Source organism: Megamonas hypermegale (genome assembly GCF_900187035.1).
GTDB classification, from domain to species: Bacteria; Bacillota; Negativicutes; order Selenomonadales; family Selenomonadaceae; genus Megamonas; species Megamonas hypermegale.
Genome location: NZ_LT906446.1, coordinates 1,850,645 through 1,873,071, shown reverse-complemented (window position 1 = coordinate 1,873,071; position 22,427 = coordinate 1,850,645). Strand labels below are relative to the sequence as shown.

The window sequence follows — 22,427 nt, the reverse complement described above, 5'->3', positions numbered from 1 at the left end:
TAATGGCACATATCGTAGTAGACCCAGTAACACGTATTGAAGGTCATTTACGTGTAGAAATTGAAGTACAAGGAAATCAAGTAACAGATGCTATTTCTAGTGGTACTGCATGGAGAGGCTTAGAAGTAATAGCTAAAAATCGTGACCCACGCGATTTGTGGGCATATATTCAACGTATTTGTGGAGTTTGCACAAGTTCACATTCTCTTGCTTGTGTTCGTGCGGTTGAAGATGCACTCGGCATTAAAATTCCTAAAAATGCAAACTACATTCGTAATATCATGGCAGCAACTCTTACTGTTCATGACCATTTAGTACATTTTTATCATTTACATGCCTTAGACTGGGTAAGTCCTATTGAAGCTTTAAAAGCTGACCCAACAGCAACAGCTAATTTGCAAAATACAGTACTTGCAAATTATAAATTACCATTTGCAGGTCCTATGGATTATGATTTTTCTGCATATCCAAAAGAATTTCCTAAAGCAACACCAGCTTATTTTCAGGCTGTAAAAGATAAAGTACAAGCATTAGTTAGTGGCGGACAGCTTGGTATTTTTGCTGCTAACTGGTGGGATCATCCAGATTATCAAATTCTTCCTCCAGAAGTTCATTTAATGGCTGTAGCTCATTATCTTAATATGCTCGATAAACAGCGTGAAGTTGTTATTCCACATGTTGTTTTTGGTGGTAAAAACCCACATCCTCATTATGTTGTAGGTGGTATGCCATGCGCTATTTCTATGGATGAAATGAATGCTCCAATAAATAGCCAAAGATTAGCTGCTGTAGATACTGCTATTAGATTAGGCATGGATTTAGTAAATAACTTCTATTTACCTGACCTCTTAGCAATTGGTCATATTTGTGCACAAAAAGGTGCTGGTCTTGATGGTGGCGGACTTGCTAAAGACCGTGTACTTGGTTTTGGTGCATTCCCAGAAGAACCATTTAATGGCGTAGCTAATGGTAATGGCGAATGGTTTAGTCAGATTATGATACGTTGCAATGCCGTAGTTGAAAACTTTGGCGCTGGCGTTATGAATGCAAAAGTAACAGATATTACTTCTGACGATTTGAAAGACCCTGAAGTATTGACAGAAACAACAACTCATTCTTGGTATAAAGATGGCGATGCTCTTCATCCTTGGGATGGAAAATCTGAAGCTGAATATACTGGTGATAAAAATGGTAATAAGAGTCATTGGGAACAACTCAATGAACAAGGTAAATATTCTTGGATTAAAACACCAATGTGGCGCGGAAAAACAGCTGAAGTTGGTCCTCTTGCTCGTTATATTATCGTTTATACAAAAGTTAAACAAAATCTCATTCAACCAAATTGGGCTGAAAAAATGATGGTAGACCAAGTAGATGCTATTTCTCGTTTACTCAATGTAGCTCCAGAAAAATGGCTTCCAACAACACTTGGTCGTACAGTAGCTCGTGGTTTAGATGCACAGCTTAATGCTTGCATGAATAAATACTTCTTCGATAAACTTGTTAAGAATATCGCTGCAGGTGATACAGATACTGCTGATGTTACAAAATGGAAACCTTCCACATGGCCAGAAGAAGAAGTAAAAGGCGTAGGTTTATATGAAGCTCCACGTGGTGCTCTTAGCCATTGGGTAGCAATTAAAGATAAAAAATGTAGTAACTATCAGGCAGTAGTACCAACAACATGGAATGCTTGCCCACGTGATGAAGTTGCTGGCCGTGGTGCTTTTGAACGCACTATGATGGAAACCGCTGTAAAAATTCCTGAAAAACCATTGGAAATTGTTAGAGCTGTACGTTCTTTTGACCCATGTATAGCTTGTGCTACTCACTTATATGATGCGAAGGGAAGAACAATAACAACAGTTAATACTGACCCTTATATTAGGGGTGGTTTAAATGGCTAGAGTAAAAGTTATTCATCCAGAAGGACAATTAAGAAAGTACTATATTTTTAGTCCGTTTCTTAGAATATTTCATTGGATTATGGTATGGTGCATAGCTGGTTTATTTGTAACTGGTCTTTGGATCATGGATCCTGTTTCTGGTGGTCCTGGGGTTGAACCAGCTTTAGCAGATTGGCGTTTATCTTTGGATTTAGTACGTAATGTACATTTCTTGCTGGGCTTTATATTTACAGCATCTTTTGTATTGCGTATTTATGGTTGGATTATCAATCGAGGCGACCGTCTACTTCCTAAATTCTGGACAACAAAATATATGGAAGAAATGGTAGAAGTAGGGCTTCACTATAGCTTATTGAAGTATTCTCATAAGCCATATTTGCGTAATCCATTAGCTCGTGGTTCATATTTAGCATTATATGTTATGGTTTTAGTTGAAATTGTAACAGGTTTTGCTATGTATTTTATGCCAAATTCAACAGGACTTCCTGCAACGATTTTTGGCTGGTCTATTGGTATGTATGGTGAAATGATTTTCCACTGGGTACATCATTGCTTTGCTTGGTTTATCATATTCTTTGCTATGGGTCATGTTTATATGGTATTTAGAGCTGACCTTATGGAACGTGAAGGTGAAGCAGGTAGTATGTTCTCTGGTGCAAAAACTTTAGCACATGTTCCATCCGATATTGATGACCTTAAAGATAAAGACGGTAAGATTGCTGAAGACTAAGGAGATGTTCATTAATGTGTCTTACTTGTGGTTGCCTTTTTGGTGGAAAAGGTAATAAATTAAGATTTAAAGTTGAAGGATATACAAAGGAAAATGCTAAAGAACTTAAAGAAAGTTTATTAGGTTTACCGGGAGTATATAACGTTCATATTCATGCGCATAACGGTGAAACAACGATTAATTATAATCCTGCAAAAACACCGCTAACTCAGTTGACTGCTGAATTTTCTCAGCGTGGGTTAACTGCTTTGTTATAAGGAGAATTAAACAGCCGGGTTAATTTCCCGGCTGTTTTGTTATTGTTATTATGCATGAAATGGCATTAGCTGAGGGAATATTAGATATTGTTCTCAGTTATGCGGATAAAAATGAAGCGAAAAAAGTAACAGAAATTTCGATTTTAGTTGGAGAAATGACAGGCGTTGTACCAGAGTCGCTAGAATTTTGTTTTGAATCATTATCAAAAGGAACGAAAGCAGAAAATGCAAAACTTGTTTTGAAACACATACCATTGGTAGCTAAATGCATGGATTGTGGAAATGAAACTAAAGTTGAAAGATATAATTTTACTTGTCCCAAATGTAAATCTTTGCGCATGGAGATTATATCAGGGCGAGAGCTTCGAGTTGAGTCTTTGGAGGCGGAATAATGGATATACCTGTAATGCAAGATATTCTTGGCAGAAATGATATGGTAGCAAGTGAAAATAAAGCATTGTTTGATAAAAATGGTGTATTAGCGATAAATTTATTAGGTTCACCAGGTTCAGGAAAAACAACTTTATTGGAAAAGACAATTGCTAATTTAAAAAGTGATTTGCGCTTGGCAGTAATCGAAGGCGACTTATTTACTGATAAAGATGCAGATAGAATAGCACAGCATAATGTGCCAGTAATTCAAATTAATACAAATGGTGGCTGTCATTTAGATGCACCGATGGTCAAAGAAGTATTAGATGATTTAGATTTGGCAAATCTTGATGTAGTGATTATTGAAAATGTAGGTAATCTCGTTTGTCCTGCTGAATTTATCGTAGGCGAAGATATGAAGGTTACAGTGCTCAGTATCACAGAAGGTGATGATAAGCCTTTAAAATATCCGATTATATTTAAGGAATCACAAGCCGCTATTTTAAATAAAGTAGATATTTTACCATTTACTAATTTTGATATGGAAAGCGCAAAGCACGATTTAAAATGCATTCATCCACAGCTTGAAATCATGGAAACAGCTGCTTCTAATGGTCAAGGGATAGATAAATGGTGTGATTTTATTCGCAGTGAATTTAAGAAAAAACAAGAACGATTAAATAGGGGAAAATAAAATGGCAGATATTTCAGTTGTAGGTATCGGCAATATCATCATGCAAGATGAAGGCTTTGGCGTAAGATGTGCTGAATACTTGCAAAAAATAACTAATTATCCTGATTTTGTACAAATTCTCGATGGCGGTACTTTAGGTATGGATTTAATGCCATATATCGCTGGAACTAAAAAATTATTGTTCATTGATGCAATCGATATTGATGGCAATGTTGGTGATTTTTATCAATTTACAGGTGATGAATTGAACGCTTATTTTAAAAATAAAATGTCTGTACATGATTTAGGCGTTAATGATATGTTAGCTGTATTAAAACTCACTGATAATCCTGTAGATGAAATAATCGTTATGGGTGTAAAACCAGATGTTGTATCTATGGGAACTGAACTCACATCAGCTATCGCTGAAAAAATTGAACCAGTAGCTCAAAAAGTTAAGGAAGTAGTTGATAAATGGGTAGAACAATATCGGGCTTAAAACGGTATAAAATTCGTGTAAGAGGTATTGTGCAAGGTGTAGGCTTTAGACCGTTTATCTATCGTTTGGCAAAAGAGCATAATTTAACAGGCTACGTATTAAATGATAGTGAAGGCGTTTTAATTGAAGCACAAGGTGAGCAGTTAGAGCAGTTTTTAAAAGGGATAAAGCTTTTAGCTCCACCTGCCTCATTCGTTTCAGATATAGATGTAAAGAATTTGCCATTAAGTGGCGAAGAGATAGATTTTATTATTAAAGCAAGTCCTAAAGCTGTAGAAAGAGAAACGCTTATTTCTCCGGATTTAGCAATATGTGATGATTGCAGGCGAGAAATAAATGATAAAAATAATAGAAGATATAGATATGCTTTTACAAATTGCACCAATTGTGGACCACGTTTTTCAATAGTGCAAGATGTGCCGTATGACCGTAAAAATACGACTATGAAAGATTTCATCATGTGTGATGAGTGTTTAGCTGAATATGAAAATCCATTAAATAGGAGATTTCATGCTCAGCCAAATGCTTGTGAAATTTGCGGACCACATTATCGTTTATTTGGTGAAACGGAAATAATTTGTGATGATGTCATCGCTAAAGCACATGATTTAATTAAGCAGGGAGCTATTGTAGCTGTAAAAGGAATTGGCGGTTACCATTTAGCTTGTGATGCTTTTAACAGTGAAGCTGTAGCTAAACTAAGACAGCGCAAAATTCGCGAAGACAAGCCGTTTGCTGTAATGGCAACGAATATGGAAACTATAAAAAAGCTATGCAAAGTAAATGATGAAGAGAAAAAAATGCTTAAATCATCATCAGCTCCCATTGTGCTATTAAAAAAATCAGAGCAGTATAATTTAGCTGAAAAAGTTGCACCGCATAATGCGTATTTAGGTGTAATGCTCGCATATGCGCCTATACATTGTTTGCTTTTAAATGATGATGATGTATTTGTGATGACGAGTGCTAATTTAAGCGATGAACCAATCGTATATCGCGATGAAGAGGTTTTTTCTCATTTAAAAGAGATTGCTGATTATAAATTAGTGCATAATCGTTTGATAAATACGCGTGTAGATGATTCTGTCGTTAGGATTTTTAAAGATAAGCCGATTTTAATACGACGCAGTCGTGGTTTTGCACCAGCACCGATAAATTTAGGCAGTTTAAAATGCAAGGAAATATCTGTTTTAGCCTGTGGTCCAGAGCTTAAAAATACATTTTGTCTGACGAAAAATGATAAAGCTTTTTTAAGTCAACATATCGGTGATTTAGAGAATATGGCAGTGAACAATGCTTATAAAGAAAGTATTGCTTTATTTAAAAAGTTATTCGATATAAGCCCAAATTTAATCGCTTGTGATATGCATCCAGAATATTTTTCTACAAAATATGCTAAGCAATTAAATCTGCCATGTGTACAAGTACAGCATCATCATGCCCATATAGCTTCTGTACTAGCAGAACATGATTTTAATGAAAAAGTCATCGGCGTAGCTTTAGATGGAACGGGATACGGTGATGATGGTAATATATGGGGCGGTGAGTTCATGGTGGCTGATTTGCTTTCTTATAAGAGAGTTGGTCATTTTGCATATATGCCACTTCCAGGTGGTGCAAAAGCGGTGAAAGAACCATGGCGATTAGCACTTTATCAAGCGTATGATATTTACGGTGATGAAATTGCTGAAAAATATCCGGAATTATTAAAACCTAATTGGCGATTATTAATTCAAGCAGCAAAAAATGGCCTTAATGCACCACTATCTTCAGGTGCGGGCAGAGTGTTTGATACTGTATCGGCTTTGCTTGGAATATGCCATAAGATAAATTATGAAGGACAAGCTGCTATAGAATTAGAACGAGCTGCTTACGATAGCGACGGAGAAATTTTACCATTTGATATATGTATGGATGATGGGCAGTATATTTTAAATCTAAGACAGACATATAAATCATTATATGATTTGAAGTTGAATAAAGGTTTAAGATATTCGGCAAAATCATTTCATTTGACTTTGGCTCAAGCAATTGGCGATATTATAGATAAAATAGGCATAGATACGGGCATAAAGACTGTAGTTTTCAGTGGTGGTGTTTGTTTAAATATGACGCTCATGGAATTATTATACAATCGATTGAGCCATGATTTTAATTTATATATGAATGAAAAAGTGCCAGTAAATGATGGCGGAATATCATTAGGACAAGCCGCTGTTGCTTTAAAACGATATAAAAATGATTTAGTGGATTTAAATGTTTAAATGAGAGGGGACAGGGCAATGTGTTTGGCAGTACCTGCTAAAGTTATTGAGAAAAAAGATATGATGGCTACAGTTGAAGTTGAAGGCATTCGTCGTGATATCAGCATGATGCTTTTGCCAGAAGCTAAAGAAGGCGATTATATTTTAATGCACGCTGGATTTGCTATTCAAGTGATTGATGAAGAAGAAGCGCGCATAACTAGTGAATTATTGAAAGAGGTGCTAAATCCTGATGGCGACACTTACAGCGAAGCAGACAAAACAGGCAGCGGACTTCTTTCTTAAAGAAATAGATAGAATGATTGATAGACCAGTGCGTTTTATGGAAGTATGTGGAACGCATACAGTAGCTATTTTTCGCGCGGGTATTCGTCAATTATTGCCAGAAAAAGTAGAACTTGTCAGTGGTCCAGGTTGTCCTGTCTGTGTTACACCGAATGATTATCTTGATACGGCTATTGCCTATGCACGTCAAAAAGATGTAATCATTGCTACTTTTGGTGATATGCTCAAAGTGCCTGGTACAACTTCTAGTTTAAACGCAGTGAAAGCAGAAGGCGCAGATATAAGAGTTGTTTATTCACCATTAGATAGCTTGCAAATAGCGAAAGATAATCCTACAAAAAAAGTTATTTTCTTGGCTGTTGGCTTTGAAACGACATCTCCAACAGCTGCTGCAACTATATTTACTGCAAAACAGCAGAATATAAAAAACTTTTATGTGTTAACAGCACATAAATTGACACCGCCAGCAATTAAAGCATTATTGTCTGAGCATAATGTAAAAGTTGATGGTTTCTTATTGCCTGGTCATGTTTGTGTTATAACAGGCAGAAAGCCATTTGAATTTATAGCGCAAGATTATCATTTGCCAGCCGTAGTAGCTGGTTTTGAACCGCTCGATATTTTAGCTTCTGTGTATATGCTAGCAAAACAGCTTTATGAACATAGAGCTCAGATAGAAAATCAGTATAAACGCGTTGTAAAAGATGAGGGCAATATTCAAGCACAGAAAATCATGCAAATGGTATATAAATTGTCTGATGCGAATTGGCGCGGTTTAGGTAAAATAGAAAATTCGGGACTTGATGTCAATGAAGCTTTTGCTGATTTTGATGCTTTAAAAGTGCTTCCAGTGGAAAAAGAAATATCTAAAGATGCACCGGGTTGCCGTTGCGGTGAAGTATTAAGAGGTTTAGTAAAACCGACACAATGTCCTTTATTTGGCAAAGTATGCACGCCGATGCATGCTGTTGGTTCGTGCATGGTATCAGTAGAAGGAACATGTGCAGCATGGTATAAATACGGAGCGAGAACATTCCATTTTGAATAGTAGATAGGCGGTGATTTTGTGCAAGAAGAAATAATAACGATGGCACACGGTAGCGGTGGCGCGGCAGGTCATGAATTGATGAAAGAGGTATTATTGCCGGCTTTTGATAATAAGTATTTGCGTGAAATGCACGATGGAGCAAAGCTTGATTTATCAACGAATAAAATAGCTTTTACGACAGATTCGTATGTAGTAAAACCGCTCTTTTTTGCTGGTGGAAATATCGGCAAATTAGCTGTATGCGGAACAGTAAATGATTTAGCTATGACAGGTGCTGTAGCTAAGTATATTTCTGTAGGCATGATAATAGAAGAAGGCTTCCCTATTAAGGATTTGCGTGAGATTGTATCTACTATGCGCCGTGCAGCTGATGAAGCTGGAATTTATATCGTTACAGGTGATACAAAAGTTGTAAACAAAGGTTCAGCAGATGGAATTTTTATCAATACAGCTGGTGTGGGTGAACGCATTGATAATGTAGATATTTCACCACTTAATGCTAAGGCTGGACAAAATATCATTGTGAGCGGTTATCTTGGCGACCATGCGGCAACTATCATGGCATCACGCCATAATTTAGAATTGCCAGATACAGTTAAAACGGATTGTGCACCACTTAATCATATGGTAAAAGAAATGCTTACTGCTGTACCGAATATCGCTGTACTTCGTGACCCAACACGTGGCGGAACAGCTGCTGTATTAAATGAAATAGCAGAACAAGCTAAAGTGGGAATATTATTAGAAGAAGAAGCGATACCAGTTCGAGAAGAAGTACGTGGTTTTTGTGATATATTAGGTTTTGACCCATTGTATTTAGCAAATGAAGGGAAATTAATTGCTTTCGTTAATGCAGAAGATACAGATAAAGTCTTATCCATTATGCATAAGTATGAATATGGTAAACATGCTTGTGTAATTGGTAAAGTAATAGATAAGGCTATTGGTGAAGTAGGACTAAAAACAGCAGTTGGTGGAATTCGCATTGTTGATATGCCACAAGGCGAACAAATACCGCGTATTTGTTAAATTTTTCGATTTAGATGTTGACAAAATGTATTTAGGCTAATATAATATTATAAGTCAGCAAGATATAGGGGTATCGCCAAGTTGGTAAGGCACGGGTTTCTGAATCCCGCATGCGTTGGTTCGAGTCCAGCTACCCCTGCCATTTAGAAATTTACGTCGCTTTTATAGCGGCGTTTTTTTGTATATAAAAATAGGTGAAATGGAGATGCGCGATGAGTAAATTTAAATATATATTATTTGATTTAGACGGAACATTGATTGAATCTGGCAAAGGCATAATGAATGCCGTTAAATATGCTTTGAAAAAATATGGCATAGATGAAACGAATGAAGCTGTGCTTAGAAGTTTTGTAGGACCTCCACTCAATCAGCAATTTGCAAAATGCTATGGTTTTTCAGCTGAAAAAAGTTTAGAAGCCGTTTTGGTTTTTCGTGAATACTACGAAACAAAGGGTATTTTAGAAAATGAAATGTATACGGGTATTGATAAAGTATTACAGCAATTGAAAAATCAAGGAAAATATCTCATGGTAGCGACATCTAAGCCGGAAAAATTCGCTCATAATATTTTGGCGCAGCATGATTTGGAAAAGTACTTTGATTTTATCGGCGGTTCACTGACGGACGGCAGCCGCATAACTAAAATTCAGGTGCTTGATTATGTATTGAAGACGAACAAAATAGAAAATACGGATGAAGTATTGATGATTGGCGATACGAAATTCGATATACTCGGTGCTAAAAATTTCGATTTGAAAAGTATGGCTGTTACGTACGGCTATGGCACGGAAAAGGAACTTATGGAAGCTAAGCCGGATTTTACAGCAGGTTCGCCGAAAGAAATTTTGCAGGGAATATGATGAATAGAAACCGTAAGGAATGATAAATTCTTTGCGGTTTTTTATTTTGGCAAAAGATAAATTATGGTAAAATAATATTTCTAATTCTAGAACGAATTTAAAATAGGTATATAATAATATAAAAAGATAAAACAGGAGGCTAAGCATGATACGTGATATTGTAGATAAGAATGAAAAAGTGAATGCAGGCACATATGAGATGAAAAAATTAAAAGAAGTTATACCGCAGTGTTTTAATGAGGATAATACTTTTGATATGGAAAAGTTTCAATCTTTATTGAAAGGCAAAATAAATATCAGAAATGAAGGGTACGGGCTTCATTTTCTGGGTAAAAGTTATGCCCGTATGCTGGCGAGTTTGGATACGGAAACGGTTATTACACCGAATGAAGAACATAATGCAAAAAGTGAAAATAAAGATAGCGAAAATATCTATATTACAGGCGACAATCTCGATGCGTTGAAACATCTTTTGAAATCGTATATCAGAAAGATAAAGTGCATTTATATCGACCCGCCGTATAATACAGGCACGGACGGCTTTGTCTATAAAGACAGTTTTGATTTTAAAGCAGAAGAGCTGGCGGAAAGATTGAGTATAGATGAAGATGAAGCACAAAGAGTGCTCGATTTGACGAAAAGAGGCAGTGCCTCTCATTCGGCATGGCTTACTTTTATGTATCCGCGACTTTTACTTGCCCGCGATTTACTGACCGATGACGGAGTTATTTTTATTTCTATAGACGATAATGAACAGGCAAATTTAAGATTACTTTGTGATGAAATTTTCGGTGAAGAAAATTTTGTAGCTGATTTTATATGGAATAATAAATATACAGTTTCAAATGATACAGATGTATCTTATCAGCATGAACATATAACTTGTTTTGCCAAAAATCGTTCTAATTTTAACTTAAATTTATTAGATAGAACAGAAAAACAAAATAAAATGTATAGAAATAAAGATAATGATCCTAAGGGAGCATGGAAACCAACACCATTACATGCAAGAAGTGGAAATGAAAATAATTTATATGAAATAACATTTCCAAATGGTGTTGTTTGGAAAGCTCCTACTGGACGATATCCAAGATATTCAAAAGAACGATTATTAGAATTATACAATTCTGGTGAATTATATTTTAACGAAAATGGTGGAATTGATAAGAAAACATATTTATCGGAAGTACGAAATGGTGTTACATGTGGAACTTTTTGGAGTTATGAAGTAGTAGGTCATTCTCATGGGAATAATGAGGAATTGGCAAACTTAATGGGAAAAGGTATATTTAATGATCCTAAAGGTGTGCCTTTATTATCAAGGGTAGTTCGATTATCAACAGGTAAAAATGATATAATATTAGATTTTTTCTCCGGTTCGGCAACTACTGCCCATGCTGTTATGGATTTAAATGCAAAAGATAACGGAAATCGTAAGTTTATTATGGTTCAGCTGGCGGAGGAGATTGCGGAAAATAAACCTGCTTATAAGGCTGGATACAGAACTATTGATGAGATAGGTAGGGAGCGTATTGTGCGTGCCGCAAAAAAGATTAGAGAGGAAAATCCTGATACTGCGGCAGATTTGGGATTTAAGCATTATGTGCTTAATGATGTAAGTGATAATGTATTCGACACATTGGAAGAATTTAAACCGGATGAAAATTTGATTTCGGATAATCATATACTTAATATGTTCGGGGCTAAAACGGTACTTACTACATGGCTTGTTTATGACGGTTACGGCTTTAGCCCGGAAGTTGAAATAGTGAAATTCGGCGAATATACGGCTTATCACTGCCAGAAGCATTTGTACTTTATCTATGATAATTTTGATGATGAAGCTATACAGGCATTGATTGAAAAATATGACGGCGATGGAATGTTCAATCCTGAAAATTTAATTGTGTTCGGATACAGTTTCACATGGACACAAATGCAAATGATTAAAGACAATCTGCACAGATTGAAAGTAACAGACAGAAATATTGCCGTGAATATTGATATAAGATATTGAGGAGATATTATATGGAACTTATACTTGAAAAGGGACTTTCTCATCAGCAAAAGGCAGTTGAAGCGATAAGTGCCGTATTTGAAAATGTAGAGATAAGCGATAAATTGCAGGAGTATTATCAAAATCCCGTTATAAATCTTCAATCAAAAAATTTGCTGAAGAATATAAAAAAACAGCAGGAAAAAATTATTGCAGAGCACAGAGGCAGTAATGATATAGAAAATTATCTTAATCTTGATATAAAAATGGAAACGGGTACGGGAAAAACATATGTATATACGAATACTATTTATGAATTGCACAGGCAGTATAAAATGAATAAATTTATTATCGTTGTGCCAAGTCTGTCCATAAAGGCGGGGACAAAGCAGTTCATTGAAGACAGTTATACGCAGAAACATTTTGCCGATGTATGCGGTTATGACAGTAATATTGAGCTTTTAACTTTGGAAGCACAGAAAAATAAAAAAGGAAAAAGATATTTTCCTGCATCCGTACGTGATTTTGTTATAGGTTCGTGTCAGGATAAAAAGAAAATATATGTACTGCTCGTGAATATGCAACTTTTAACGAGTGGAAAAATGCTTTCGCGTGATGACTATGATTACGGCGTAGAAAGTTTTTATCAGCCGCTTCGTGCATTAGAAGCGACACGGCCGGTTGTCATTATTGATGAACCGCACCGCTTTTCCAAAGGGCAGAAGGCGTTTTCCGTTATAACCGAAAAGATAAAACCGCAATGTATCATTCGTTTCGGGGCAACTTTTCCGGAGATAACGAAAGGAAAAGGAAAAAATAAATATCAAACACGAGATTATCATAATCTGATTTACGAACTTGATGCCTGCGATGCGTTTAATCAAAATCTTATAAAAGGCATAGCAAAAGAACATTTTGAATCGTTGTCGCATAATGAAGAAAAACTGAAAATCGTTAATATGAAACGCAATGATTATGTGACGTTTCATCATATTATGAAGGATAAACCGATAAAAACGTATACGTTGAAAGTGAATGAACCGTTATCGCTTATTAGTTCTGTCTTTGAAGGAATTACCATTACGGCTATAAAATCTTCGTCGGTGGAGTTCTCCAATGGTCTGGAAAAAAACAAAGGTGAAGAGTTGGATATAAATGTATATATGAATTCCTATCAAGAGCAGATGTTAAAACTTGCACTAAGGCGCCATTTTGAAGCGGAAAAAATAAATTTCTGCCAGCGACGCTTCAAGATAAAAACATTGGCACTGTTTTTCATTGATGATATACATTCTTATAGAGTTGATAAGCAATCGGATAAAAAACCGTACCTGTTGGAAATGTTTGAAAAACTGTTGCGGGAATATCTGAAAAAAGCTATAGATAATTGCAATGATGAGGAAATAGAATACAGATTGTATCTGGAATACAGTTTAAAGCATATCGGCGATTGTCATGCCGGTTATTTTTCAGAGGATAATTCTGATACTGATGAAAGTATAGCTAAAGAAGTAAATGATATCTTGCATAATAAGAAAATGCTCCTGTCATTTAAAAATTTAGACGGAACGTATAATGTGCGGCGGTTTTTGTTTTCCAAATGGACACTGAAGGAAGGATGGGACAATCCGAATATCTTTACTATAACGAAATTGCGTTCCAGCGGCAGTGAGAATAGCAAATTGCAGGAAGTAGGAAGAGGGCTTCGTCTGCCGGTGGATGAAAACGGACACCGCGTTTCGGAAGAAAATTTTTATCTGAATTACATTGTTGATTTTACAGAAGCTGATTTTGCGCAGAAATTGATAAATCAGATTAACGGAGAACGCCCAAGTGCAGCAACTGTTACCGATGAAATGTTGCGAATTATTGCGGATAAAAGAGGCATTGATAGTACGGACCAAATATTTTTTGAACTTGGCTGTAAGGGATACATTGATAGGAATAGAAATATATCATCAGATAAACGGGAACAGCTGTTTAATGAATATCCGGAAATTGCAACTGGTTTAAATCTTAATAAGATAAAAGATGTAAACAGGCAAAAACCGGTAAAAATAAAAATTAGACCGAAGGTGTATGATAAATTAAAAAATTTATGGGAAACACTCAATCAGAATTATGTTTTAATTTATGATAAGGATATTGATAATATCCTTACGGAAGAGATAGATAAAATGTTGGATAATAGCGTATTTACGCGTCATTATCTGCAAAGTTTCAGGCAGAAAGTTGATATTGTCAGCCATATAGCCAAAGTAAAGGAAGAAGGCAGTGTAGAAGAAACAGTAGATAGTCCTCTATTGTATGGTGAGTTCTTGAAGCGGATTAATAAATTAACGGGAGTACCGGTAAAAGTATTTCATAAAGCTATGATAAACTATGCACAAAAACATAAATCTGTTGATATTAATGATTTTATTAATGAGCAGGCAGTAAATAATTTTGTAACAAAATTTTCTCAATGGAAGAAAAATTTTCTGCAAGGTAGATTTAGATATAAACGTTGTGATACTTTTTTGCATGAAACGGCACTGTCCAACAGCGATGGAACGGTAAAAAGTGAAATTGTTCAAGGCAGAATTGGTACAAGGATAGTTGAAGGCAAACCGTGTGAAAAATATCTTTATGATAAGATAGCATATGATTCGGATTTGGAAAAGGACAATATTTTATCAGGAGAAATTGATAATATTATCGTTTATGGAAAAATACCGCGCCGCAGTATTGCTATACCGACGATAACAGGCGGGACATACAGTCCCGATTTTATGTATGTGATTAAACGTACAAACGGTGAAAAGGAACTTAATATTATTGTAGAAACGAAAGATGTAAAAGAACAATCGAATTTGAGAGATGAAGAAAACATAAAAATCGATTGTGCTAAAATTTTCTTTGAACAGTTGAAGCAGGATGGCTATGATGTGAAGTTTAAAAAGCAGTTGAGCGGTAAAAAAATAAAAGCAATAATTGATGAAGTTCTTGATTTTGGGTAATAAAAAAGCAGTAGAAAGATTTTCTCTCTACTGCTTTTTATTGTCGCCGAATAGGTATGATAAAACCCACAGTTTAACTGGGGGTTGTTAAGAATTCTTAAAGAAAAGGAAAGAACCTCCGTACTACAATATAAGTGGTCTGGCAACCATATAAAGTATAGGAGGTTCGTGTCAATGAATGATATAAAAAGTTTATCACATAGTAAGTGGAGATGTAAATATCATATTGTTTTTGCACCAAAATACCGTAGACAAGTTATTTATAAAAAAATAAGAGTAGATATAGGAAAGATATTAAGACAGTTATGCAAAAGAAAAAAAGTAGAAATAATAGAAGCAGAATGTTGCCCAAATCATATCCATATGTTAGTGGCAATACCACCGCATTTGAGTGTAGCAGGATTTATGGGGTATTTGAAAAGTAAGAGTAGTTTGATGATATTTGATAGACATGCAAATTTAAAATATAAGTATGGAAATAGACATTTTTGGTGCAGAGGATATTATGTAGATACAGTAGGAAAATATGAAAATGCGATAAAAGAATATATAAAAAACCAATTAGAAGAAGACATAATGATAGATCAAATAAGTTTAAAAGAATATATAGACCCGTTTACAGGTAGCAAGGGACAATAAGGCAAAAATAAAAGCCCCAAAGAGGGGCTTTGCCAGTGAAAAAAATGTGGTTGTCAGATTATTCAGCGCATCTTTTAAGATGCAACCACAAGAGAAAAACCCTTATAGGGTTGAGCAAACCACCAGTTTAACTGGTGGTTTTGATTTTATTACAGTTGATTGTTTTTAAGATGGTCGAAATACTTTTTCGTTTCGGCTACGATTACGCCAGACAGACCGAGAAGAGCGATAAGGTTCGGGATGGCCATGAGGCCGTTTACGATATCGGCGAGAACCCAGATGGACTGAAGTTCAAGATATGCACCGGAAGCAACGAGGATAGTGAAGATGATGCGGTACGGTACGATGCCTTTAATGCCGAACAGATACTGGCAGGCACGTTCGCCGTAATAGTTCCAGCCGAGAATTGTCGTGAAGGCGAATAAAATGAGTGAAACTGTCAGGATAATACCGCCGACTGTACCGTAGTCGTAGCTGAAAGCGGCATTCGTCATAGCGGCGCCGGCATGAGTTCCCGCCCATTCACCGGTCAGGATAAGTGTTGTACCCGTCATAGTGCAGATGAATAATGTGTCGATAAAAGTACCGGTCATGGAGATAAGACCTTGTTCCGCCGGCCAGTTCGTTTTAGCGGCAGCAGCGGCAATCGGTGCAGAGCCGAGACCGGATTCGTTGCAGAATACGCCGCGGGCGATACCGTTCTGCATAGCCATCATCATAGTGGAGCCTGCAAAACCGCCGAGGGCTGCATGACCGTTGAAAGCGCTGTCGATAATCAGCATGATGGCAGCCGGGATTTCCGTGATATGGAGAATTAGAATACTGAAGCAGGTAACGAAATACAGCACAGCCATGAACGGAACGATTGCCGTAGCGGCGCGGGCGATGCTTTTCAGCCCGCCGAAGATAATGATACCTACTAAAAGTGTAAGAACAATATCGGTTATGTAAATAGGCACACCGAAGGAAATTTGCATACTGTCAACGATAGCATTTACCTGAGCAAATGTACCGATACCGAAGAAGGCTACGAGAATAGTGAATACGGCAAATAAAATAGCAAGCGGACGGAATTTTTTACCGAGACCGAGCTCGATATAATACATAGGTCCGCCGGCAACTTGTCCGATTTCGTCTTTGGAACGGAATTTGATGGCGAGTAATCCTTCGGCGTATTTTGTCGCCATACCGAAAAATGCCGATACCCACATCCAGAAAATGGCACCGGGACCGCCGACAGCGATAGCCGTAGCGACGCCGACGATATTACCCGTACCGATAGTGGCCGACATGGCAAGGCACAGTGCCTTAAAGCTGCTGATATCACCCGAGCCTTTGTTTTTGGCCGTTAAAATCAGCTTCATAGCCAGCGGCAGCTTGAATACCTGAATTAAATGCAGACGGCAGGTGAGGAAAATCCCCGTGCCAACCAGCAGGATAATCAAAGGTGGTCCCCAGATGAACGTGTCAATTGTTTGAATTAGAGTATAAAAGTCCATTAAATAAGTCCTCCTAAACTAAAATAAAAATACAAGTGCAATATAGTGATATATAATATCACATAAAAATACAATTGTCACCTATAAAAAAACAAAAAATAATATGATTTTTGTAATGTAATAACCGCTGTGAAGTATAAATATTAATTTTATTCGATATAGTAAAATAAATTCACTTATGTCTATAAATGCAGGAATAATACGACAAGATATTTGATAACTATAAATAGAAATGATAAAATATAATAGTATAAAGGAGGACGAAAATGGCTGATTTTAACGAAAAAACACAAGGTGAAATAGATAAAAATATAGATGAAACAATAAAAATTCATTTGGATGAAGAAAGTGCACAAGTAACTGCTGTAGAAGGTGATTATGGTGCTAATCAAATTCAGATTTTAGAAGGATTAGAAGCAGTGCGCAAACGCCCTGGTATGTATATCGGCAGTACGTCATCACGTGGTCTTCATCATTTAGTATATGAAGTTGTAGATAATAGTATCGATGAAGCATTAGCAGGATATTGTACACATGTAGAAGTTACTATTCATAAAGATAATAGCATTACTGTAACAGATAATGGCCGTGGTATACCAGTAGATATGCATGAAAGTGGAAAACCTGCAGTAGAAGTAGTTCTTACTGTACTTCATGCCGGTGGTAAATTCGGTGGTTCTGGTTATAAAGTTTCTGGTGGTTTGCACGGTGTAGGTGTGTCTGTTGTAAATGCACTCAGCTCTTATATGGATGTAAGAGTTAAACGCGATGGTAAAATTTACGCTATTTCTTTTGAAAAAGGCGTTACAAAAGAACCATTACACGTTATTGGAGAAACAACAGAAACAGGAACATATGTACATTTCTTACCTGATTCAGAAATCTTTGATGAAACAGTTTATGATTATGATACATTAAGACATCGTTTGCGTGAATTATCTTTCTTAAATCGTGGAATTACAATCACTTTATCTGATGAACGTGGAGAAGAATTGCGCAAAGAAGTTTTTTACTTTGAAGGCGGTATCAGTTCTTTCGTAGAACATTTAAATAGAAATAAAGAAGTAATTAATCCTGAACCTGTTTATTTTAACGGTACAAAGGATACTACTGTTGTAGAAATAGCACTTCAGTACAATACAAGTTATAGTGAAAATATCTATAGTTTTGTAAATAACATTAATACAGAAGAAGGCGGAACGCATTTAGCTGGTTTTAAGAGCGCTTTAACTCGTGCAGCTAATGATTTTGCACGCCGTCAAGGTATTATTAAAAACAATGATGATAATTTACAAGGTGAAGATATTCGTGAAGGTTTAACTTGTGTAATCAGCATAAAACTTCGCGAACCTCAATTTGAAGGTCAGACAAAGACTAAATTGGGAAATTCTGAAGTACGTGGTATTGTTGATTCTATTGTTACAGAAGGTTTATCAGAATACTTTGAAGAAAATCCTGTTATTTCTAAAAGAATTATTGAAAAATCTATCATGGCATCTCGTGCTAGAGAAGCTGCACGTAAAGCACGTGAATTGACTAGAAGAAAAAATGCATTAGAAGTAAGTTCACTTCCTGGTAAATTAGCAGATTGCTCTGTAAAAGACCCAGAACAAGCAGAAATTTATTTAGTCGAAGGTGATAGTGCTGGCGGTAGTGCAAAACAAGGCCGTGATAGACGTTTCCAAGCAATATTGCCACTTCGCGGAAAAATTTTGAACGTAGAAAAAGCACGTCTTGATAAAGTGCTTAATAATGAAGAAATTCGCACTATGATTACAGCTTTTGGCAGTGGTATCGGTGAAGAATTTGATATCACAAAACGCCGTTATGGCAAAATCATTATCATGACTGATGCCGATGTCGATGGTGCGCATATCCGTACTTTGCTTTTGACATTCTTCTATCGTTATATGAAACCACTCATTGAAAATGGTCATGTATATATTGCTCAACCACCTCTTTATCAGATTAGAAAAGGCAAGAGTCATTGGTATACTTATAGTGATGAAGAATTAGCACAGAAATTAGATGAAATTGGTCGCGATGGCATAACTGTACAACGCTATAAAGGTTTGGGTGAAATGAACCCAGAACAATTATGGGAAACAACTATGGACCCAGAAAAACGTACTGTATTGCAGGTTGATTTGCGTGAAGCAGAAGAAGCAGATGCTATCTTTACTGTATTGATGGGCGATAAAGTTGAGCCGCGTCGTCGTTTTATTGAAGAACATGCAAGTCTTGTTCGTAACCTTGATATTTAATTGTATTAAAGCAAAAAGACTTACTACTTATGAACTGCACCCCAAAAGTTGGACAAAAAAACAACTTTTGGAGGTGCAGTTTTTTTATGACTAAATACTCAAATGAATTTAAAGTTAAAGCAATTAAAATGGTTTTAAAAGGAGATTCTATTTCTCATGTAGCTAAAATTCTAAACATGCCAAACACAGCTTCTCTTCGTAGATGGATATTTCATTATGAAAATGGTGGCATCTCACAACTTCTTCATAAAAATCGTAAATATACTCCTATCTTTAAGCAAAAAGTTATTGAATATAAATGGCTACATCATTTATCATTAAATCAAACAGCAGCCAAATTTTCCATTCCTAATACTGGTACAATTTCTACATGGGAAAAGTTGTATAGTTCTTATGGATTTTCTGGCTTAATTTCTAAGAAACGAGGTAGACCATCTATGAAAAAATCTAAAAACAAACTTAACAAACCTAAAAAAGAACTTTCTTATGTTGAACAATTGGAACAAGAAGTTTATCAATTAAGGATGGAAAATGACTTATTAAAAAAGTGGCATGCCTTAATGAAGCAATGGGAAAAGGAAGGAAGACACTAGTTTTAGTAATTGCTAAATTAAGGAAAAAATATACTCTAAAAGCCCTATTAAACTATACAAAATTAGCTAAAAGCACATATTATGATGCATTAAAAAAATTATCAAAAGAAGACAAATATAAAGGATTAAAAACATTAATTCATAATATTTGTAATAAAAATCATGGAAGATATGGATATAGAAGAGTAACTTTGCAGCTGCATAAACAAGGAATAAAAGTCAATCATAAAGTAGTTATGAGATTAATGAAAGAAGAAAATTTAACATGCAAAGTAAGAGCAAAGAAATATAAATCGTATAGAGGGCAAGAAGGGAAAATAGCTAAAAATATATTAAATAGAAATTTCAAAGCAGAAAAACCAAACGAAAAATGGGCAACAGATGTAACAGAATTTGCATTATGTAATGAAAAAATATATTTATCACCAATAATAGATTTATATAACGGAGAAATAATAAGTTATAAAATATCGAAAAGACCAATACTAAAGCAAGTATTAGATATGGTAAAAGATGCAACAAGAAAGATAAAAGAAACAAAAGGAATAATTCTACATTCAGACCAAGGATGGCAGTATCAGAATAGAAGATATCAGGAGTTATTAAAAGAAAAAGGCATTATCCAAAGCATGAGCCGAAAAGGAAATTGCTTAGATAATGCCGTAATAGAAAATTTCTTTGGTTTGCTAAAAAGCGAATTGTTTTATTTAAAAAAATTTAAATCCGTTGAAGATTTTATAAAAGAGTTAAAATCTTATATAAAATATTATAATACAAAACGGATAAAGATAAAACTAAAAGGACTTAGTCCCGTAGAATACAGAACTAAGTCTCAATTAATAGCTTAATTAATATGTCCAATATTTTGGGTGCATATCACTTATTAGTAGTAAGTCTTTTTTTATATGTTAAGAGAAGGAATGGACATAGAAATATATCCGAAATGAAAAATAATAGTTAATATTAGAATGATATTTAAGATACAAATAAAAATATTTAATTTTTTATTAGGTATTAATTTAGATAGAAAATTTTTAAATTGGCTTATTAGCCAACAATTACAAGCAAATAATAATATAAAAAGAGGATGGGATTTAAAAGAGTGTAGAGCGCTCAATAATAAATAAGATATAGATATAAAGTTAATGCTAAAGATTAATACTTCTATAGAATTTTTTAATTTATTAGCTTTACTCATTCCTTATCTTATAGAATTTAAATTATTTACAATATCATTACCATTTTCACCGTATTCAACGACCATTATTGCTTGATTACCCATATATATTGTATTTCCGTTTAGATAAGCTTTTGGTGGATTTTTAGGATGATTGTGATAAACAGCAGCTAAATTACCTGCAATTAAATAAGCTCTTTCTTGACAGCTCATATCATTTGCTTCAACAGGAATTATAAAATCATGGCGATTTACAGTAATCATGCCAGTTTTAGCATCTACTTTTACTTTATCATTACTGTATTCAGTGAGTTTTTCAGAATAATTTTCACGGCGTGATTGATGGCTTGGATGGTCAGATGGTGAGAATAGTTCACCGACAAAATTCTTTTTAGACTCACCCATTTTATCAATAAATCTTTGCCATGTAGCAGCGCCAGCACCGATATTATATCCTGCTTTAACCGTATAATCAAAAGCAATGTCATCAGCTGATTGTTCTTGTTTCTTTGAAATTCCGTTTGCTTTCATATTATTTGCTAAAACATTTGCACCAATGATAGAAATTATATCAGGATTTTGGGAAGCGTATAGATTAGCTAATAAATTTATAGAAAAACTTTTTTTAGCTGAACTTTGGACATGTTCTTCTTGACCGTGTGCTAATTCATGAGCTACAACGATAGCTAATTCATCTTGATTGTTATTTAATAATTTAAACATACCAGTATTAACTGTCAGATTATGACCAACAGTGCAGAAGGCATTGTATGTTTCATCATTATTAATAAAGTAATTATATGGTTTATCTTTTATGGATGGGTCATCAAGTGATATTACATAAGTTAAGCGGTTCATGATATCATCTAAAATAGCATTGTATTCATAATTGTGGTTTTCGCCTAATTCTGCCTTCATTTGATTGAAATGTTCATATCTACCATCTGTATCAAGATAGTTGATTTGTTTTTCTAATTGTTGCTGTTGAGCTACAGTAACAGCTGTTGCTCCTATGGCTCTGCCCCAATTGAACGCTTGAACTGGTTGAGGTGGAACAGCACTATAAGATATAGTCAAACCTAAACTGAGAGCAATGCTCATTGACAACCATTTCTTTTTATTAAACATGAAAAACACTCCCTTCATTGCAATAATAACTATGTATATTATTATTATAATCTATATGGTTATAGAACAGAATTAAAATATGATTAAATTTTTCATAAAAAATTTGAAAAAAAGTGTTGACAAGATATTCTGTTTTAGATATAATATTTTTCGTCGCTGATGAGGCGGACAAAACTTCAGAAAAAATGTTAAGAAAAAAATAAAAAAA

18 protein-coding genes and 1 tRNA gene are annotated in these 22,427 nt (G+C 35.2%); 17 read left to right on the top strand and 2 right to left on the bottom strand.

The window, feature by feature from the left end; genetic code table 11:
* Positions 1–2 precede the first annotated feature (2 nt).
* From CKV65_RS09095 to tnpA, 15 genes are all read left to right on the top strand, one after another.
* On the top strand, positions 3–1,907 hold the full coding sequence (locus tag CKV65_RS09095; RefSeq protein WP_027889016.1) for a nickel-dependent hydrogenase large subunit: 1,905 nt from the start codon (positions 3–5) through the stop codon (positions 1,905–1,907).
* Positions 1,900–2,637: a cytochrome b/b6 domain-containing protein gene (locus CKV65_RS09090; protein WP_036254133.1), complete on the top strand. Its 738-nt coding sequence runs from the start codon at positions 1,900–1,902 to the stop codon at positions 2,635–2,637. Before CKV65_RS09095 ends, CKV65_RS09090 begins: the two co-directional genes overlap by 8 nt.
* A 14-nt stretch (positions 2,638–2,651) precedes the next feature.
* Positions 2,652–2,894: a cation transporter gene (locus CKV65_RS09085; RefSeq protein ID WP_027889014.1), complete on the top strand. Its 243-nt coding sequence runs from the start codon at positions 2,652–2,654 to the stop codon at positions 2,892–2,894.
* A 50-nt stretch (positions 2,895–2,944) separates the two neighbouring features.
* On the top strand, positions 2,945–3,286 hold the full coding sequence (gene hypA, locus CKV65_RS09080) for a hydrogenase maturation nickel metallochaperone HypA (protein WP_027889013.1): 342 nt from the start codon (positions 2,945–2,947) through the stop codon (positions 3,284–3,286).
* The gene (hypB, locus tag CKV65_RS09075) at positions 3,286–3,960 is read left to right on the top strand and encodes a hydrogenase nickel incorporation protein HypB (RefSeq protein ID WP_027889012.1); all 675 of its coding nucleotides are present in this window, start codon (positions 3,286–3,288) and stop codon (positions 3,958–3,960) included. Before hypA ends, hypB begins: the two co-directional genes overlap by 1 nt.
* Position 3,961: 1 nt before the next feature.
* Complete coding sequence (locus CKV65_RS09070; protein ID WP_027889011.1) at positions 3,962–4,438, top strand: HyaD/HybD family hydrogenase maturation endopeptidase; 477 nt, start codon at positions 3,962–3,964, stop codon at positions 4,436–4,438.
* Positions 4,414–6,702 (top strand): carbamoyltransferase HypF, encoded by a 2,289-nt coding sequence (hypF, locus tag CKV65_RS09065; RefSeq protein WP_027889010.1) that lies wholly within the window; start codon positions 4,414–4,416, stop codon positions 6,700–6,702. Before CKV65_RS09070 ends, hypF begins: the two co-directional genes overlap by 25 nt.
* A gap of 18 nt (positions 6,703–6,720) precedes the next feature.
* Positions 6,721–6,987 (top strand): HypC/HybG/HupF family hydrogenase formation chaperone, encoded by a 267-nt coding sequence (locus CKV65_RS09060; protein WP_027889009.1) that lies wholly within the window; start codon positions 6,721–6,723, stop codon positions 6,985–6,987.
* Positions 6,935–8,035 carry a hydrogenase formation protein HypD gene (gene hypD / locus CKV65_RS09055; protein ID WP_027889008.1) on the top strand — a complete coding sequence of 367 codons (1,101 nt, stop codon included), beginning with the start codon at positions 6,935–6,937 and terminating at the stop codon, positions 8,033–8,035. The genes CKV65_RS09060 and hypD overlap by 53 nt, the downstream gene beginning before the upstream one ends.
* A gap of 18 nt (positions 8,036–8,053) precedes the next feature.
* Positions 8,054–9,064, top strand: coding sequence for a hydrogenase expression/formation protein HypE (hypE, locus tag CKV65_RS09050; RefSeq protein WP_027889007.1), 1,011 nt, complete (start codon positions 8,054–8,056; stop codon positions 9,062–9,064).
* A gap of 66 nt (positions 9,065–9,130) precedes the next feature.
* Positions 9,131–9,206: transfer RNA gene (locus tag CKV65_RS09045), tRNA-Gln, on the top strand.
* Between the two features lie 70 nt (positions 9,207–9,276).
* Positions 9,277–9,924: an HAD-IA family hydrolase gene (locus CKV65_RS09040; protein WP_027889006.1), complete on the top strand. Its 648-nt coding sequence runs from the start codon at positions 9,277–9,279 to the stop codon at positions 9,922–9,924.
* 145 nt (positions 9,925–10,069) lie between these two features.
* Positions 10,070–11,941, top strand: a complete 1,872-nt coding sequence (locus CKV65_RS09035; protein WP_027889005.1) for a site-specific DNA-methyltransferase — start codon at positions 10,070–10,072, stop codon at positions 11,939–11,941.
* 11 nt (positions 11,942–11,952) lie between these two features.
* Positions 11,953–14,919: a type III restriction-modification system endonuclease gene (locus tag CKV65_RS09030; RefSeq protein ID WP_027889004.1), complete on the top strand. Its 2,967-nt coding sequence runs from the start codon at positions 11,953–11,955 to the stop codon at positions 14,917–14,919.
* 174 nt (positions 14,920–15,093) lie between these two features.
* Complete coding sequence (gene tnpA / locus CKV65_RS09025) at positions 15,094–15,558, top strand: IS200/IS605 family transposase (protein ID WP_095197670.1); 465 nt, start codon at positions 15,094–15,096, stop codon at positions 15,556–15,558.
* Positions 15,559–15,707: 149 nt separating this feature from the next.
* On the opposite strand, the gene CKV65_RS09020 is transcribed toward tnpA, so the two are convergent.
* Entirely contained in the window at positions 15,708–17,057 is a 1,350-nt protein-coding gene (locus CKV65_RS09020) for an alanine/glycine:cation symporter family protein (protein ID WP_027890668.1), read from the bottom strand.
* A gap of 266 nt (positions 17,058–17,323) precedes the next feature.
* Between CKV65_RS09020 and gyrB the strand changes: the two genes are divergently transcribed.
* Both gyrB and CKV65_RS09005 read left to right on the top strand, forming a co-directional pair.
* On the top strand, positions 17,324–19,321 hold the full coding sequence (gene gyrB, locus CKV65_RS09015) for a DNA topoisomerase (ATP-hydrolyzing) subunit B (RefSeq protein WP_027890669.1): 1,998 nt from the start codon (positions 17,324–17,326) through the stop codon (positions 19,319–19,321).
* 86 nt (positions 19,322–19,407) lie between these two features.
* Positions 19,408–20,762 (top strand): IS3 family transposase gene (locus CKV65_RS09005; RefSeq protein WP_423250137.1). Its coding sequence is split into 2 segments (ribosomal slippage): positions 19,408–19,902 and positions 19,905–20,762, totalling 1,353 coding nucleotides; the frame shifts between segments, so codons are not numbered across the junction.
* Positions 20,763–21,115: 353 nt separating this feature from the next.
* Here CKV65_RS09005 and CKV65_RS09000 read toward each other — a convergent pair.
* Entirely contained in the window at positions 21,116–22,219 is a 1,104-nt protein-coding gene (locus CKV65_RS09000) for a M48 family metallopeptidase (RefSeq protein WP_027890685.1), read from the bottom strand.
* Positions 22,220–22,427 lie beyond the last annotated feature (208 nt).